The organism is Stappia taiwanensis (genome assembly GCF_014635285.1).
Classification (GTDB): Bacteria; Pseudomonadota; Alphaproteobacteria; order Rhizobiales; family Stappiaceae; genus Stappia; species Stappia taiwanensis.
The window spans coordinates 299472-313076 of sequence record NZ_BMCR01000001.1 but is presented as its reverse complement, the minus strand read 5'-3'; the positions used below and the strand labels follow the sequence as shown (position 1 = coordinate 313076).

The 13605-nt window shown below is 64.3% G+C and carries 17 protein-coding genes; 5 read left to right on the top strand and 12 right to left on the bottom strand.

All coding sequences use genetic code 11. The annotated features are described in order from the left end of the window. The first annotated feature begins 14 nt into the window (after positions 1–14). On the top strand, positions 15–1244 hold the full coding sequence (locus tag IEV83_RS01380) for a lytic murein transglycosylase (RefSeq protein WP_244628018.1): 1230 nt from the start codon (positions 15–17) through the stop codon (positions 1242–1244). 27 nt (positions 1245–1271) lie between these two features. Here the strand turns inward: IEV83_RS01380 and IEV83_RS01375 are convergent, their stop codons facing one another. The 7 genes from IEV83_RS01375 to coaD form a co-directional block, all read right to left on the bottom strand. Next, the gene (locus tag IEV83_RS01375) at positions 1272–1592 is read right to left on the bottom strand and encodes a PilZ domain-containing protein (protein ID WP_181758470.1); all 321 of its coding nucleotides are present in this window, start codon (positions 1590–1592) and stop codon (positions 1272–1274) included. A gap of 172 nt (positions 1593–1764) precedes the next feature. Next, positions 1765–2910 (bottom strand): tRNA guanosine(34) transglycosylase Tgt, encoded by a 1146-nt coding sequence (gene tgt, locus IEV83_RS01370; protein ID WP_181758469.1) that lies wholly within the window; start codon positions 2908–2910, stop codon positions 1765–1767. Then, positions 2907–3995 (bottom strand): tRNA preQ1(34) S-adenosylmethionine ribosyltransferase-isomerase QueA, encoded by a 1089-nt coding sequence (gene queA, locus IEV83_RS01365; RefSeq protein ID WP_181758468.1) that lies wholly within the window; start codon positions 3993–3995, stop codon positions 2907–2909. The genes tgt and queA overlap by 4 nt, the downstream gene beginning before the upstream one ends. Before the next feature lie 28 nt (positions 3996–4023). After that, complete coding sequence (locus IEV83_RS01360) at positions 4024–4422, bottom strand: VOC family protein (RefSeq protein WP_181758467.1); 399 nt, start codon at positions 4420–4422, stop codon at positions 4024–4026. Between the two features lie 26 nt (positions 4423–4448). Continuing rightward, entirely contained in the window at positions 4449–4919 is a 471-nt protein-coding gene (locus tag IEV83_RS01355) for a peptidylprolyl isomerase (protein ID WP_181758466.1), read from the bottom strand. Between the two features lie 57 nt (positions 4920–4976). Continuing rightward, complete coding sequence (locus IEV83_RS01350; protein ID WP_244628051.1) at positions 4977–5474, bottom strand: peptidylprolyl isomerase; 498 nt, start codon at positions 5472–5474, stop codon at positions 4977–4979. Positions 5475–5556: 82 nt separating this feature from the next. Continuing rightward, positions 5557–6063 (bottom strand): pantetheine-phosphate adenylyltransferase, encoded by a 507-nt coding sequence (coaD, locus tag IEV83_RS01345; RefSeq protein WP_181758464.1) that lies wholly within the window; start codon positions 6061–6063, stop codon positions 5557–5559. Positions 6064–6221: 158 nt separating this feature from the next. Here coaD and IEV83_RS01340 point away from each other — a divergent pair, with 158 nt between their 5' ends. The 3 genes from IEV83_RS01340 to IEV83_RS01330 all read left to right on the top strand — a co-directional run bounded on the left by IEV83_RS01340 (position 6222) and on the right by IEV83_RS01330 (position 7489). Beyond that, the gene (locus IEV83_RS01340; RefSeq protein ID WP_181758463.1) at positions 6222–6515 is read left to right on the top strand and encodes a hypothetical protein; all 294 of its coding nucleotides are present in this window, start codon (positions 6222–6224) and stop codon (positions 6513–6515) included. A 207-nt stretch (positions 6516–6722) separates the two neighbouring features. Next, positions 6723–7052: a hypothetical protein gene (locus IEV83_RS01335; protein WP_181758462.1), complete on the top strand. Its 330-nt coding sequence runs from the start codon at positions 6723–6725 to the stop codon at positions 7050–7052. A gap of 77 nt (positions 7053–7129) precedes the next feature. Continuing rightward, positions 7130–7489, top strand: coding sequence for a hypothetical protein (locus IEV83_RS01330; RefSeq protein ID WP_181758461.1), 360 nt, complete (start codon positions 7130–7132; stop codon positions 7487–7489). Positions 7490–7706: 217 nt separating this feature from the next. Here the strand turns inward: IEV83_RS01330 and gyrA are convergent, their stop codons facing one another. Further along, positions 7707–10514, bottom strand: coding sequence for a DNA gyrase subunit A (gene gyrA / locus IEV83_RS01325; RefSeq protein WP_181758460.1), 2808 nt, complete (start codon positions 10512–10514; stop codon positions 7707–7709). Positions 10515–10721: 207 nt separating this feature from the next. On the opposite strand from gyrA, the gene IEV83_RS01320 reads away from it, so the two are divergent. Beyond that, positions 10722–11354, top strand: coding sequence for a MarC family protein (locus tag IEV83_RS01320; RefSeq protein WP_181758459.1), 633 nt, complete (start codon positions 10722–10724; stop codon positions 11352–11354). 28 nt (positions 11355–11382) lie between these two features. Here IEV83_RS01320 and IEV83_RS01315 read toward each other — a convergent pair whose 3' ends face one another. The 4 genes from IEV83_RS01315 to IEV83_RS01300 all read right to left on the bottom strand — a co-directional run bounded on the left by IEV83_RS01315 (position 11383) and on the right by IEV83_RS01300 (position 13567). Continuing rightward, entirely contained in the window at positions 11383–12234 is an 852-nt protein-coding gene (locus IEV83_RS01315) for a GNAT family N-acetyltransferase (RefSeq protein ID WP_181758458.1), read from the bottom strand. Between the two features lie 114 nt (positions 12235–12348). Next, entirely contained in the window at positions 12349–12921 is a 573-nt protein-coding gene (locus IEV83_RS01310) for a disulfide bond formation protein B (protein ID WP_181758457.1), read from the bottom strand. An 8-nt stretch (positions 12922–12929) separates the two neighbouring features. Continuing rightward, the gene (locus IEV83_RS01305; RefSeq protein WP_181758456.1) at positions 12930–13088 is read right to left on the bottom strand and encodes a DUF5993 family protein; all 159 of its coding nucleotides are present in this window, start codon (positions 13086–13088) and stop codon (positions 12930–12932) included. Between the two features lie 131 nt (positions 13089–13219). Next, positions 13220–13567: a hypothetical protein gene (locus tag IEV83_RS01300; RefSeq protein ID WP_181758455.1), complete on the bottom strand. Its 348-nt coding sequence runs from the start codon at positions 13565–13567 to the stop codon at positions 13220–13222. Positions 13568–13605: the final 38 nt, after the last annotated feature.

Sequence of the window (13605 nt, the reverse complement as noted above, 5' to 3'; positions counted from 1 at the left end):
ATCCGCGATCATGCATGACGTTCAGACACGAATCGCCGGAGCGCCCGATGATCCGCATGACCTTGCCCCTCGCGTCCGCCTGCCTTGCAGCTCTCCTCGCCGGCAGTCCGACCGCCAATGCGGCCGGCGCCCCCTGCGGCGGCGATTTCGGATCCTTTCTCAATGGCGTACGCCGCGACGCGCGCGCCGAGGGGCTGTCCGATGCGGCCATCTCGCGGACGCTGGCCAATGCGCGGATAAATCGCAAGGTGCTGGCGCGCGATCGCGCGCAAGGGGTGTTCAAACAGACCTTCCTCACCTTTTCCAAACGGGCAGTCAGCGGCTACCGGCTGAAGCATGGCGCCGGCAATCTGTCGAAATACGCCAAGGTCTTTGCCCGTGCCGAACGGGACTACGGGGTGCCGGGGCCGGTGATCACCGCGTTCTGGGGGCTGGAGACCGACTACGGCGCGGTTCAGGGCGATTTCAACACGGTCAATGCCCTGGCGACCCTTGCCCATGACTGTCGGCGGCCGGAGCTGTTTCGCCCACAGTTGCTGGCCGCCATCCGGATGGTGGAACATGGCGATCTCGACCCGGCGCGCACCACGGGCGCCTGGGCCGGGGAAATCGGCCAGGTGCAGATGCTACCGCAGGACATCATCCGCTTCGGCGTCGATGGCGACGGCAACGGACATGTGGACCTGAAGAAAAGCGCGCCCGACACCATCCTCACCGCTGCCCGCTTCATCCAGAGCCTTGGCTGGCGCGCCGGCGAGCCCTGGTTGCAGGAGGTCGTCCTTCCCGACACTCTCACCTGGGAAAAAAGCGGCGTGCAATTCGAGTTGACCACCGACGACTGGGCGGCACAGGGCGTGCGCGCCCGCTCCGGCCAATTGCCCGATGGCCGGCTGCCCGCCGCGCTGCTGCTGCCGCAGGGGCGGAAAGGGCCGGCGTTCCTCGCCTACCCCAACTACCGGGTCTATCTGGAGTGGAACCAGTCGTTCATCTACACGACGACCGCGGCCTATTTCGCAACCCGCCTCGCCGGTGCGCCGCGCTACCAGGCCGGCTCCCCCGATACCGGGCTTTCGGATGCGCAGATGAAGGCCTTGCAGACGCGGCTGCGCAAGCGGGGGTATGACGTTGGCAAGATCGACGGCATTCTCGGCTCCGGAACCCGCGCCGCCGTGCAGGCCGAGCAACTCCGTCTCGGCATCCCGGCAGATGGCTGGCCGACACCTGCCCTGCTGAACCGCCTTTGACGCCCGCCGGTCTCGCGCGGGCCGTGTCTACGGCACATCGACCTGAACGGTTGCCGTCTCGGAAGGGACGTCAGCCGGCCGTTCGTGGTGGAAGCGCAATCCCGCTTCCTCGCCGTTGAGCCACACAAGTTCGGCGGCAACGCGAATACCGCGACCTGAGAACTCCAGGATAAAATTCTCACTAAGCAAGGCCCGGCGCGGCAAACGCACCCGACAGCCGGAAATGCTGAGGTTCTCAATGACGCAGGCAATCTCCATGCCCTTGTCATGCAGAACGGCCGGGAGCGAGCAGTCCGCCCGAGGAACGGAACGAATCTCGCCTCGCACTGTTGGTTTGTCAGCCGCCATTGACCTTCAAACTCCCCCGACCACCACAACCTCAGGCAAGAACCTGTTTTCACAGGAGCTTACATCGCCCTGGAGCGTAGCGCCGGAGCGTTCAAGCCCGGTAAACGGCAAACTGTGCATTCTCGTATTCGCCACGCACGGCAACCGGCACCTCTGATGCACGCCGACCAGCCTATGCCAGCTTTGAGATGTCGCCGCGCGCCCAGTTTTCGCGCGTCTCGTTGCGGAAATCCTCGAACCGTCCCGCCTCGATCGCCTCGCGAATGCCCTTCATCAGGCTCTGGTAGTAGGCCAGGTTGTTCCAGGTCAGCAGCATCGCCGCCAGCCCCTCCCCCGCCTTCACAAGGTGATGCAGATAGGCGCGGCTGTAGTCCCGGGCCGCCGGGCACTCCGCCTCTTCGTCGAGCGGACGATGGTCTTCCGCATGGCGGGCATTCTTCAGGTTGACCTTGCCGAAGCGGGTATAGGCCAGACCATGCCGGCCGGCGCGGGTCGGCATCACACAGTCGAACTGGTCGATACCGCGCGCGACGCTTTCCAGAATATCCTCCGGCGTGCCGACGCCCATCAGGTAGCGCGGCTTGTCCTCGGGCATGGCCGGGGTGGTTTCCTCCAGCATCCGCAACATCACGTCCTGCGGCTCACCGACGGCAAGCCCGCCGACCGAATAACCTTCGAACGGCATGGCGCCGAGTTCGGTTGCCGAGATCACCCTGAGGTCGGGCACATCGCCGCCCTGAACGATGCCGTAGAGCGCCTGCCCCCGCTCCGGGCCGCCCATCTCCTCGAACTTGCGCCGGGAGCGCTCCGCCCAACGGAGCGACAGGCGCATCGCCCGTTCCACATCGTCGCGCGCCGCCGGCAGGGCGATGCATTCATCGAGCTGCATCTGGATATCGGAGCCGAGCAATTGCTGGATCTCGACCGAGCGCTCCGGTGTCATCTCGTGACGGCTGCCGTCCACATGACTCTGAAAGGTGACGCCATTTTCGGTCAGCTTGCGAAGCTGAGCCAGCGACATCACCTGAAAGCCACCGGAATCGGTAAGGATTGTGTGCGGCCAGTTCATGAACTTGTGCAAGCCCCCCAGACGCGCAACCCGCTCCGCCGTCGGCCGCAGCATCAGGTGATAGGTGTTGCCGAGCACCACGTCGGAGCCGAGCGCACGCACCTGTTCGGGATACATCGCCTTGACGGTCCCTTGCGTGCCGACCGGCATGAAGGCGGGGGTCTGCACCGTCCCGTGCGGAGTACGAATTTCGCCGCGCCGGGCCGCGCCGTCGCGCGCCAGCAACCTGAAGGCAAAACGATCGGTCATGAACCATCCTTGGGAAACAGCAGCGACGCATCGCCGTAGGAATAGAATCGGTAGCCGCCAGCGATCGCATGGGCGTAGGCCCGATGCATGGTCTCAAGCCCGGAAAAGGCGCTGACCAGCATGAACAGGGTCGATCGCGGCAGGTGAAAGTTGGTCATCAGGGCATCGATGGCCCGAAACCGATAGCCTGGGGTGATGAAGATCGAGGTTTCGCCGGAGAAGGCCTCAAGTCCGCCCTCGCCCGCCGCCGCGCTCTCCAGAATGCGCAAGGACGTGGTGCCGACGGCCACCACCTTGTTGCCGCGCGCGCGCACCTTGCGCAGGGCTTCGGCGGTTTCCGCGCTCACCTCGCCCCGCTCCGCATGCATCTTGTGGTCGGCGGTGTCGTCCACCTTGACCGGCAGAAAGGTGCCGGCGCCCACATGCAGGGTCACCAAATGCCGCTCGATACCGCGTGCATCGAGCGCGGCGATGAGACCGGGGGTGAAATGCAGCCCGGCGGTGGGGGCCGCGACCGCGCCGTCCTTGTCCGCGAAGATCGTCTGGTAATCGGCGCGGTCGGCCGCGTCCTCCCCGCGCTTGGCGGCGATATAGGGCGGCAGCGGGATATGGCCGACGGCTGCGATGGCGGCATCGAGATCCGGTCCGGCAAGGTCGAACACCAGCAGCACCTCGCCGTTGTCGCGCTTTTCCGCGACCGTCGCATCGAGGCTGCCGAGCAGACAAGCGTTGTTCGCCCCCTCCCCGAAATTGACCCGATCACCAACCACGAGCTTCTTGGCCGGACGCACAAAGGCCCACCAGCGATCATCGCCGGAGCGCAGGTGCAAGGTGGCGCCGATCCGCGCAGTGACTTCGCCCCGGGTGCGGCGGCCCTCAAGCTGGGCCGGAATCACCTTCGTGTCGTTGAAGACCAGCGCATCGCCCGGGTCGAGCAGCGCGGCAAGATCGGACACCCCCGCATCCGAGAGTTCCGGCTGGCCACTAGGGCGCACCACAAGCATCCGTGCGGCATCGCGCGGACGGGCGGGCCGCAGGGCAATACGCTCGGGCGGAAGTTCGAAATCAAAATCGTCGACGCGCATGGCCGCTCTGGATCTGCTGGGGCGAATGTCAGAGATCCCAGGCCCGGTTCTGGAAGACGAGCCGGTAGCCGTCGGGATCCTCGAAGGTCTTGCCCGCCACCTCCCAATAAGGGTTCTGGGCGGGCACCGGCTCATACCCGTGCGCCGTCATCCGGTCAACCGCAACGCGCCATTCATCCGGATCGGGCAGGTAGAGAACGAGAAGCTGTTCCGGGCTGCCAGCCCGTGGGGCGATCTGCCCCTCCTCCCGAACGAGGGCCAGATGCCAGGGAGCCCTGGGGTACCCCAGCACCATGCCGGAAAACCCATCACGCCCCTCGAAAGCGGCAAGGCGCCGGAAGTCGGCGCCTTGCATGTAGAAGCGCTCAAGCGGCGCAAAATCGTTGGTCGGACGGACCACCCGAAGGACCGGAATGCTGTTGCTCATCGCGCTCACATTCCGATCCTTGCAGCTTACGCGTCGGCGGCGACCTTCAGCGAGGTGATCTTGTCCGGGTTCACCACCGGCTCGCCGCGCTTGATCTTGTCGACATTGTCCATCCCCTCGATCACCTCACCCCAGGCGGTGTACTGGCCGTCGAGCCAGGGCGCATCGGCAAAGCAGATGAAGAACTGGCTGTCGCCGGAGTTCGGGTCCATGGCACGGGCCATGGAGCAGGTGCCGCGCGCGTGCTTGTGCGCGTTGAACTCGGCCTTCAGCTTCTTGCCCGAACCACCGGTGCCGGTGCCCTGCGGGCAGCCGGTCTGGGCCATGAAGCCATCGATCACCCGGTGAAACACGATGCCGTCGTAAAAGCCATCGCGCACCAGTTCCTTGATGCGGGCGACATGCTGCGGCGCCAGATCCGGCTTCATCTCGATAACGACCGGGCCTTGCGTGGTTTCCATCAGCAGGGTGTTTTCCGGATCCTTGTAATCAGCCACGCGCTTTCTCCTTGTTGGGTCGCGAGTTGTCGGGTCGTTTCATCCCAGGTCCCAGGATCACTTGGCGTCCGCCGCGACCTGCATCTTGATAATCTTGTCCGGGTTCTGGACGGGCTCGCCGCGCTTGATCTTGTCGACGAGGTCCATGCCCTCGACCACTTCGCCGAAGACGGTGTACTGGCCGTTCAGCCAGTCGCCATCGGCGAACATGATGAAGAACTGGGAATTGGCGCTGTTGGGGTTCTGCGCCCGCGCCATGCCGAGCGTGCCGCGCTTGAACGGCGCGTCGGAAAACTCGGCGGCGAGATCGGGCAGATCGGACCCACCCGTGCCGGTGCCGGTCGGATCACCGGTCTGGGCCATGAAACCGTCGATCACCCGGTGAAAGACGATGCCATCGTAAAAGCCGTCGCGGGTGAGCTTCTTCAGCCGCTCCACATGCTTGGGCGCAAGGTCCGGACGCAGCCGGATCACCACACGCCCGTCCTTGAGATCGAGATAAAGCGTGTTCTCAAGGTCCGGCGCCTGGGCGCTGGCGCTGAAGGCAAGCCCCATGGCAAGGGCGGCAGCGCAGATCAGGGACGTCAAACGGGCTATCATGTTCTCTCCAGAAATACTGCGGCCGGTCTGCCGGCGCTCACGCCGGCTCGGCCAGTCGCTGTCGCAGACAGGCCACGACATGCGACGGGACGAAGGGGCGCACATCGCCCCCCATCTTTGCGATCTGCCGCACCAGAGTGGCGGTGATATGACGAACATCGGGCGAAGCCGGCAGGAACAGCGTGCGCACTTCAGGCGCCATCGCTCCGTTCATCCCCGCCATCTGCATCTCGTAATCCAGGTCGGTGCCGTCGCGCAGCCCACGCACAAGACAATCCGCCCCGGCGCTGCGTGCTGCCTCGACCACCAACCCGTCGAAGGAGATCACCTCCAGCCGCGCCGCATCGGCGGCGCCGAACGCCTCGCGCGCCACTTCGGCAATCATCGCCACGCGGTCCTCGAAGGAAAACAGCGGCGCCTTGCCGGGATGGATACCAATGGCGACGACAACACGGTCGGCCAGATCCAGCGCCTGGCGCAGGATGTCGATATGGCCATTGGTGACCGGGTCAAACGAGCCTGGGTAAAGGGCGGTACGAGTCATGCGCCATCTCTACCCGCGCACACGCCCAGAGACAAGAGAGGCCCGCACGCGCGCGACTTTCCGGGTAACTTTGTTGCGCAATAATCACACACAACGATTTTATTTTACCCAACGTCATTTTCTGCTAGGGTGTGGCCAACAAACACAAGGAGGCGAAGATGAAGCGTGTAGTGGGGGCCTGGACCCTTGGCATTATTGCCGCTGGCGCTGCTCTGTTCATCGCCACCACGGGGGCCACCATGCTTGGCGGCGACAGCGCCTCGGCGCGCAAGGGCGACCGGCAGCAGAGAGTGGTTCATGTGGCTTGTGATGCAACGACCATGACGGATTCCGTTACCGGGTGCGCGGAGCTTGCACGCTCGGTCGCCCCCGATGCCAAACCGGCCTTCACGACCGTTGCCAGAACCAGCAATTCGATGACGGAGTTGATCCGCATCCCCGTTACAGAGTGATCCGATACCCTGACCTCGGACCTCTCGTGCGACGCGGTGGTGAGTTCCCCGACTCATCACCGCGTCTCCGTTTCGGCGGCCAAAATCAGATGACTGCCGAGCATCCATAGCCTCGGCCAGGCCAGCGGCTCAACGGAGCCGACACACATAACAAAAATATGACAGGGCCACGGCTTCACCCCGTTGCCAGAAGGCGATCCATGATCCATGTATGCGCCCATGATGACGATTCACAAAATTTATCAGCCGTCCACCCCGCTCGCCTTCTGGCTGGCTGGCGTGGTGGCATTTGCCGCCGTTCTGATCAGCGGCGTGGCCTATACCGACCGACAGGCATCTGCCGATCGGACCCATGCAACCCAAATGCTGACAGAGGAGCCCCTGGAGATCGAGGCTGCGGCCGAGGCGTGCGATGGCATCATTTTCCGCGATGAGGACCCATCCTGCTTCGGCCTTCGGGAAACGCAGATGCGCGCGCCCGTTCTGGTCGCCCCGCTGAGCGCGGAACGCCAATACAGCCTGCTGCAAACCTTCTGATCGTGACACCCGTCACGGTTTTCCCCGTCGGTCCTGACAAGATGGAGGCATCAACAACGAAGCAGGGATGACCTCAAATGACCTTTGCTCAGCGAGCCCCGGAACAGCACTTCCGCAGCCTGGCCATTGCCACTGTCGCCGCCGCCGCCATTCTTGCCGGCGTGGTGGGCACGTCTTGGTCGCAGACCAGCGCACCGACTGCGGCGGACCCGGCAACGGGCGAAACGGTGGTCTCCAATATGGAAGCCAAGACCAACCGGCAGACCAAGCCGCTGCCGGCGGCCTGTGAAGGACAGAGCTGGGGCAACTGGTCGAGCGACTGCATCAACGCCCTGGAGGGCAATCGGGCCTCGCGGCAGATCCGTTTCGAGACCCACGAGGACCGGTCGGTCAGCAATCGCACCTCGATCCTGACCCGCGTGCCGATCAGCACCTGATCCTTTCGCGCCAGCGGCGCTCACAAACCTCACTGCAAAAGGCGACGCCCTGATCCTTCAGGCGTCGCCTTTGCCGTTTCAGGACCCGTACCACCGATCCCGCGCCACCTGCCCTGCTTCGCCGCTCGATATTTCGCTCTGTCGCCGGCGCATGAAAAAGGGCGCGCAGCAAACACCACGCGCCCCTTCAAAGCTTCATCAGACAGCGTCCGGCCGATTACTCTTCCGCCGCCCCATCATCTCCGGACTGGCCCGGATCCTCGGAGGTCGCCGCATCGGCCTCGCCTTCGCCGCCAAGCACGTCGTCATGCTCCTCCTCGTCGGAGACTCGCTCGACGGAGACGACTTCCTCGCCCTCGGCCGTCTTGAAGACGATCACGCCCTGGGTGGCACGGCCCGCGATCCGGATCCCGTCGACCGGGCAACGGATCAACTGGCCACCGTTGGTTACCAGCATGATCTGGTCGCTGTCATCGACCGGGAAGGAGGCGATCAACGGTCCGTTGCGCTTGGTCACCGCCATGGCGGTGATGCCCTTGCCGCCGCGTCCGGTCACCCGGTACTCGAAGGACGAGGAGCGCTTGCCATAACCGTTCTCGGAAATGGTGAGGATGATCTGCTCAGCAGCACTCATCGCCGCGTAGCGTTCCGGCGACAGCTCGCCGGCCGCCTCCTCCTCTTCGCCGGTAGCTGCCGGCTCGGCCGCATCATCCGCCTCGCCACGCATCAACCGGCGCCAGCGCAGATAGGCCGCCCGCTCTTCCGCCGTGCACTCGAAATGGCGCAGGATCGACATGGAGATGACGTGATCCCCCTCGCCCAGATTGACACCACGCACGCCAACCGAATTGCGGCCGGCGAAGACGCGCACATCGGTCACCGCGAAGCGGATGCACTGGCCGAGCGCGGTGGTCAGATGCACATCGTCATGCTCGGTGCAGGTAAAGACGCCAACGATACCGTCGCCGTCCTCCAGCTTCATGGCGATCTTGCCGTTCTTGTTGATCTGCGCGAAATCGGACAGCTTGTTGCGCCGGACCGTACCGCGCCGGGTGGCGAACATCACGTCCAGCTCGGACCAGCTGTCCTCGTTTTCCGGCAGCGGCAGGATCGAGGTGATCTGCTCCCCCTGCTCTAGCGGCAGCATGTTGACCAGCGCCTTGCCGCGCGAGGTCGGGCCGCCGAGCGGAAGGCGCCAGACCTTCATCTTGTAGGCGATGCCGCGCGAGGAGAAGAACAGCACCGGCGTGTGCGTGTTGGCAACGAACAGCCGGGTGACGAAATCCTCGTCCTTGGTCGACATGCCCGAGCGGCCCTTGCCGCCGCGCCGCTGCGCCCGGTAGGTGTCGAGCGGCACCCGCTTGATGTAGCCGGCGTGACTGACGGTGACGACCATGTCCTCGCGCTGGATCAGGTCCTCGTCTTCCAGATCCGCGCCGCCTTCGACGATTTCCGTCCGGCGCGGGGTCGCGAATTCGTCGCGGATTTCCGTCAGCTCCTCGCGGATGATGTCGAGGATCCGCTCACGCGAGCGCAGGATTTCCAGATAGTCGCGGATTTCCTCGCCGATCTTGTTGAGTTCATCGGCGATCTCATCGCGGCCAAGCGCGGTCAGGCGCTGCAGGCGCAATTCCAGGATGGCCCGGGCCTGCTCCTCGGACAGGCGATAGGTGCCGTCCTCCTGCACCATGTGGCGCGGGTCGTCGATCAGGCGAATGAGCGGCTCCACATCGCGGGCCGGCCAGTTGCGTTCCATCAACTGGGCCCGGGCGGTCGCCGGATCGGGCGCAGTCCGGATCAGATGGATCACCTCATCGATATTGGCCACCGCGATGGCCAGACCGACCAACAGATGCGCCCGGTCGCGCGCCTTCGTCAGAAGGAAGCGGGTCCGCCGGCCAATGACCTCCTCGCGGAAGGCGATGAAGGCGCTCAGCATTTCCTTCAGACCGAGCTGCTGCGGGCGACCACCATTGAGCGCCACCATGTTGGCGCCGAAGGTCGATTGCAGCGCCGAGTAGCGGTAGAGCTGGTTCAGCACCACATCGGCGACCGCGTCGCGCTTCAGTTCGATCACCACCCGCATGCCGGAACGGTCGGACTCATCGCGAATGTCGGAGATGCCCTCGATCCGCTTTTCGCGAACATGCTCGGCGATCTTCTCGATCATCGTCGACTTGTTCACCTGATACGGGATCTCGGTGACGACGATGGCGTAGCGATCCTTGCGGATTTCCTCCACCTCGGCCCGGCCGCGCATCACCACCGATCCGCGTGCGTTCTCATAGGCGGAACGAATGCCCGAGCGGCCGAGGATGATGCCGCCGGTCGGGAAGTCCGGTCCCGGCACGATCTCCATCAGCTCCGCCAGCGACATGTGCGGATTGTCCATCAGGGCGATGGAGGCATCGATCACCTCGCCCAGATTGTGCGGCGGAATGTTGGTCGCCATGCCCACGGCGATACCGCCGGCACCATTGACCAGGAGGTTCGGAAATTTCGCCGGCATGACCACCGGTTCGCTTTCCGAATTGTCGTAGTTGTCCTGAAAATCGACCGTATCCTTGTCGAGATCGTCGATCAGGCGCTGGGAGACCTTCTGCAGGCGGCATTCGGTGTAGCGCATCGCCGCGGCGGGGTCGCCATCGATGGAGCCGAAGTTGCCCTGCCCGTCGATCAGCGGCAGCCGGAGCGAGAAGTCCTGTGCCATGCGCACCAGCGCGTCATAGATCGCGCTGTCGCCATGGGGGTGATACTTACCCATCACGTCACCGACGACGCGCGCCGACTTGCGGTAGGGTTTGTTCCACTCGTAGCCGTTTTCGTGCATCGAGTAGAGAATCCGCCGGTGGACCGGCTTCAGTCCGTCCCGGACATCGGGAAGCGCACGGCTGACGATCACGCTCATGGCGTAGTCGAGATAGCTGCGCTTCATTTCGTCGGTGATGGAAACAGGCCGGATATCGGACGGTAGGCCGCCCGACGGTGCGCTCGTATCCTGATCTGACAAGGAGGTGTCTCGCATTCTGTTGAATTCGCTGGTTTCTTATACCCGATTTCGCCCTGCGCGACAAATTCACGACAGCAAAACGGAAACTGCATTTCCCTGCGAATTCAAACGGTTGAGACGGCTCCCTGTGAATTGTCGCAAGAACGCGGGAAGTCCCTGGCCGACATTGGCCCGTTTCATTGATATAAAGAGCCATCCGAGTCGGGAGCCGATGCGCCGCACATGCTGGCAGAATTCCTCGTCAACGCCTTTGCCACACTGTTCGTGACGATCGATCCGGTCGGCCTCGCGCCGATGTTCCTCGCCATCACCGCCGGTGCGACCGCGCAGACGCGCAAGCGCATCGCCGTGCGCGCGACCCTGATCGGCGGTGGGATCCTGTTTCTGTTCCTGGTGGCGGGAAAGAGCGTCCTTGGCGTGCTCGGTATCTCGGTGCCCGCCTTCCAGATCGCCGGCGGCCTGCTGCTTCTCATGATCGCCGTGGAAATGGTGTTCGAGAAACGCAATCGGCGAAAATCGGAAAGCGCGGAAAAGGCAGTCGCCCATCAGGACGAATTGCACGCGGTCGCCGTGTTTCCGCTCGCCATTCCGCTGATCGCCGGCCCCGCCGCGATCAGCGCGATCATCCTGCTCAGCTCCCAGGCGCCCGACAGCCTCTCCATGGCCGGTCTGGTGTCGGTGATCCTTGTGATCATCGGCAGCTGCTTCGTCTCGTTCCTGCTGGCCGACCGGATCGAGCGGCTGATGGGCGATACGGCGGCGATGGTCGTGACCCGCCTTCTCGGCGTCCTGCTGGCCGCCCTTTCCGTACAGTTCATCGCCGATGGCGTTCGCGCCTTGATCGCCGCCGGCTGAACGCCGCGCGCGGGCACCAGCACCGCCCTCAGCCCAGCTCCAGCGTGGTGATGCCGTAGGTCCGCGCCAGATCGAGAACGGGCTTCTCGCCATGATACATGCGTGCGGTCTCGAACTCCGGCGAGAGCTCGTAGGTCTCGGCCAGCGCCATCGCCGCCGCGTTGCGCTCAGGCACATCGAGCCAGACCATCTGTCCGCGCACCTGCCCCGCCAGCGCGCGGAAGAGCGTGTCGGCCACCTCCGAAGTGTCGGCGAAGAGCGGGCCGATCTTGAAGCCCTCGCGGCACTGGCGGATCACGCCATAGCCGCGTAGCTCGCCATTCTCCACGAAGACGAACCCGCGCCGCCCCTTCGCCATCGGCGAGCACCAGGACGTCAGGAACGCATCGCGCACGGCGGGAACGAACGGGCGGTCATACGTGAGCACCGTCGGTAGAATGCCCTGCCCGAGCATCGCGACGCGCGGGTCGGACGGCTGTTCGGCCAGCGAGAGCCCGCCATGGCGGATCGTGTGATAGTCGCTCTCAAAGCCCGACGAGCGATAGGTGGCCTCCTGGGCGAGGACCGCATCGAGACCGATCGTACGCCCCTCCAGATATGCCATGGCATGATCCCAGATGAGCTTGCCATACCCCTTGCCGCGCCAATCCGGGTGGCAGATGTAGAAGCCGATGAAGCCGTAACCCTCGCCGTAGCGCACAGCCGATATGCAAGACACCGGCGTGCCCTCGCACTCACCGACAAAGAAACCTTCCGGATCGCTCGCCAGAAACGGCGTGCCGTCGTCGACACCCGGGTTCCAGCCCTCGTCCGCAGCCCAGTCGAGCGCACGTTCCAGATCCGCAGGCTTCATGCGGCGAATGGCAAGGCGTTGGGTCATGGACAGGCTCCGGCTCAACGAGGCACAAAAAAGGGCGGTCTCCCGTGATACGGAGGACCGCCCGCAGCGTCAATCAGTGCGCGAGCGCATGGGTACCGCCCCCCACACCGCGTCTCACGAACCGGACGGCGTCAGAAGCTGGTAGGTCACCGGATCGTCCGGGCAAGTCGCAAATCCGCATTCCAGCGTGGTCGAGAGCACATTCGCTGCCGCCATCAGAATGACGAGCAGAATGCCGATGCGCCCGAGTGCATCGCCCGAGGCGGCGCCGGCCTGCACTTCGTCAGTTGCTTCGCCGTCAGGCTGGCGCAGGATCAGCATCAGCGCACTCGCGGCAATGGCGACAACGAAGACCACGAAGGCCCAGGTGTAGAAATGCAGCCCAAGGAAAGGCGCGCCGTAGCCGGCATCCCCCGGCGCAATGTGCAGCAGGATCTGGCGCGTGGCGAAGCCCGCGCCGGCGAGACCGGCCAGGATCGTCACGCCGTACCAGGCGGCCCTGGGCCCGCGCGCGACGGCCAGGACCGGCCCGATCGCCAAGAGCAGGAAGCCGGCCCGCTGCAGCAAGCAAAGCGGACAGGGCAACTCGCCGTTCACGAGTTGATCGAAAAAGGCCACACCAAGCACGGCAGCGATGGCGTAGAGGGCGAGCGCGTTCAGCGTCGTTTCGAGCGTACGGGAGATCATGGCGGGCCTCAGAACGACAGAGGAAGCGAGTCGGAGGCGTGATGGAAATACACCAGCCCCGCCGCGACAAAGGAAACAACAGTCAGCCCCACCGTCCAACGCGGCGGCCCATAGGCGGCGCTGGCGAGCGTTGCCGTCAGCAGCAGGAACAGCAATCCAAGATACATGTCAGCCCCCGGGAATCGACTTTTGATAGAGTTCTCATAATCCCTGTTTTTTAAAGCAAAAACAATTTCCTATCTCTCCCGCTTCATATTCGGTCACAAGCCCCGTCGTCTTGCGCCGCGCGGAGCAATTCTCAAGGCAAGTTCAAGAGATAGCGCCGCTCCCCCCATCCGTGGACCGTATCGCGCACCCGGATTTCGACCCGATCGAGGCCTTCCGGGATCGCCACCCCGGCCAGCGACCGGGTGAAGGGCTGCTCGTTCACATGCGGATGGGCGAGGACCCGACGACCAAGCACCCGACCATCGGGCGCCAGCACCTCCCATAAATCTGCATAGTGATCCCAGCCGGTGTCGGCATGGGAGACGGTCACCTCGAAACGCCAACTCCCATCCGCAGATTGCCGCGCGTGGGCATCGACCACCTCGGCTTCACCGGCGCATGCAGGACTGACCGCACCAAGCAGAATGAAGGCCGCCATGAGACCTGTCAAACGCCGCCGGAATGGTCTCCCTGCAG

Excerpts from the sequence above, each read along its gene's own strand:
- IEV83_RS01360 (WP_181758467.1), bottom strand. The coding sequence starts at position 4,422 with ATGAGCAACAGCATTCCGGTCCTTCGGGTGGTCCGTCCGACCAACGAT.
- IEV83_RS01315 (WP_181758458.1), bottom strand. The coding sequence starts at position 12,234 with ATGACCCAACGCCTTGCCATTCGCCGCATGAAGCCTGCGGATCTGGAA.
- IEV83_RS01380 (WP_244628018.1), top strand. The coding sequence starts at position 15 with ATGACGTTCAGACACGAATCGCCGGAGCGCCCGATGATCCGCATGACC.
- IEV83_RS01350 (WP_244628051.1), bottom strand. The coding sequence starts at position 5,474 with ATGGGGCTTGCCTTCAGCGCCAGCGCCCAGGCGCCGGACCTTGAGAAC.
- IEV83_RS01310 (WP_181758457.1), bottom strand. The coding sequence starts at position 12,921 with ATGATCTCCCGTACGCTCGAAACGACGCTGAACGCGCTCGCCCTCTAC.
- IEV83_RS01335 (WP_181758462.1), top strand. The coding sequence starts at position 6,723 with ATGTATGCGCCCATGATGACGATTCACAAAATTTATCAGCCGTCCACC.
- IEV83_RS01320 (WP_181758459.1), top strand. The coding sequence starts at position 10,722 with ATGCTGGCAGAATTCCTCGTCAACGCCTTTGCCACACTGTTCGTGACG.
- coaD (WP_181758464.1), bottom strand. The coding sequence starts at position 6,063 with ATGACTCGTACCGCCCTTTACCCAGGCTCGTTTGACCCGGTCACCAAT.
- IEV83_RS01305 (WP_181758456.1), bottom strand. The coding sequence starts at position 13,088 with ATGTATCTTGGATTGCTGTTCCTGCTGCTGACGGCAACGCTCGCCAGC.
- tgt (WP_181758469.1), bottom strand. The coding sequence starts at position 2,910 with ATGACCGATCGTTTTGCCTTCAGGTTGCTGGCGCGCGACGGCGCGGCC.
- IEV83_RS01300 (WP_181758455.1), bottom strand. The coding sequence starts at position 13,567 with ATGGCGGCCTTCATTCTGCTTGGTGCGGTCAGTCCTGCATGCGCCGGT.
- gyrA (WP_181758460.1), bottom strand. The coding sequence starts at position 10,514 with ATGCGAGACACCTCCTTGTCAGATCAGGATACGAGCGCACCGTCGGGC.
- IEV83_RS01340 (WP_181758463.1), top strand. The coding sequence starts at position 6,222 with ATGAAGCGTGTAGTGGGGGCCTGGACCCTTGGCATTATTGCCGCTGGC.
- IEV83_RS01330 (WP_181758461.1), top strand. The coding sequence starts at position 7,130 with ATGACCTTTGCTCAGCGAGCCCCGGAACAGCACTTCCGCAGCCTGGCC.
- IEV83_RS01375 (WP_181758470.1), bottom strand. The coding sequence starts at position 1,592 with ATGGCGGCTGACAAACCAACAGTGCGAGGCGAGATTCGTTCCGTTCCT.
- queA (WP_181758468.1), bottom strand. The coding sequence starts at position 3,995 with ATGCGCGTCGACGATTTTGATTTCGAACTTCCGCCCGAGCGTATTGCC.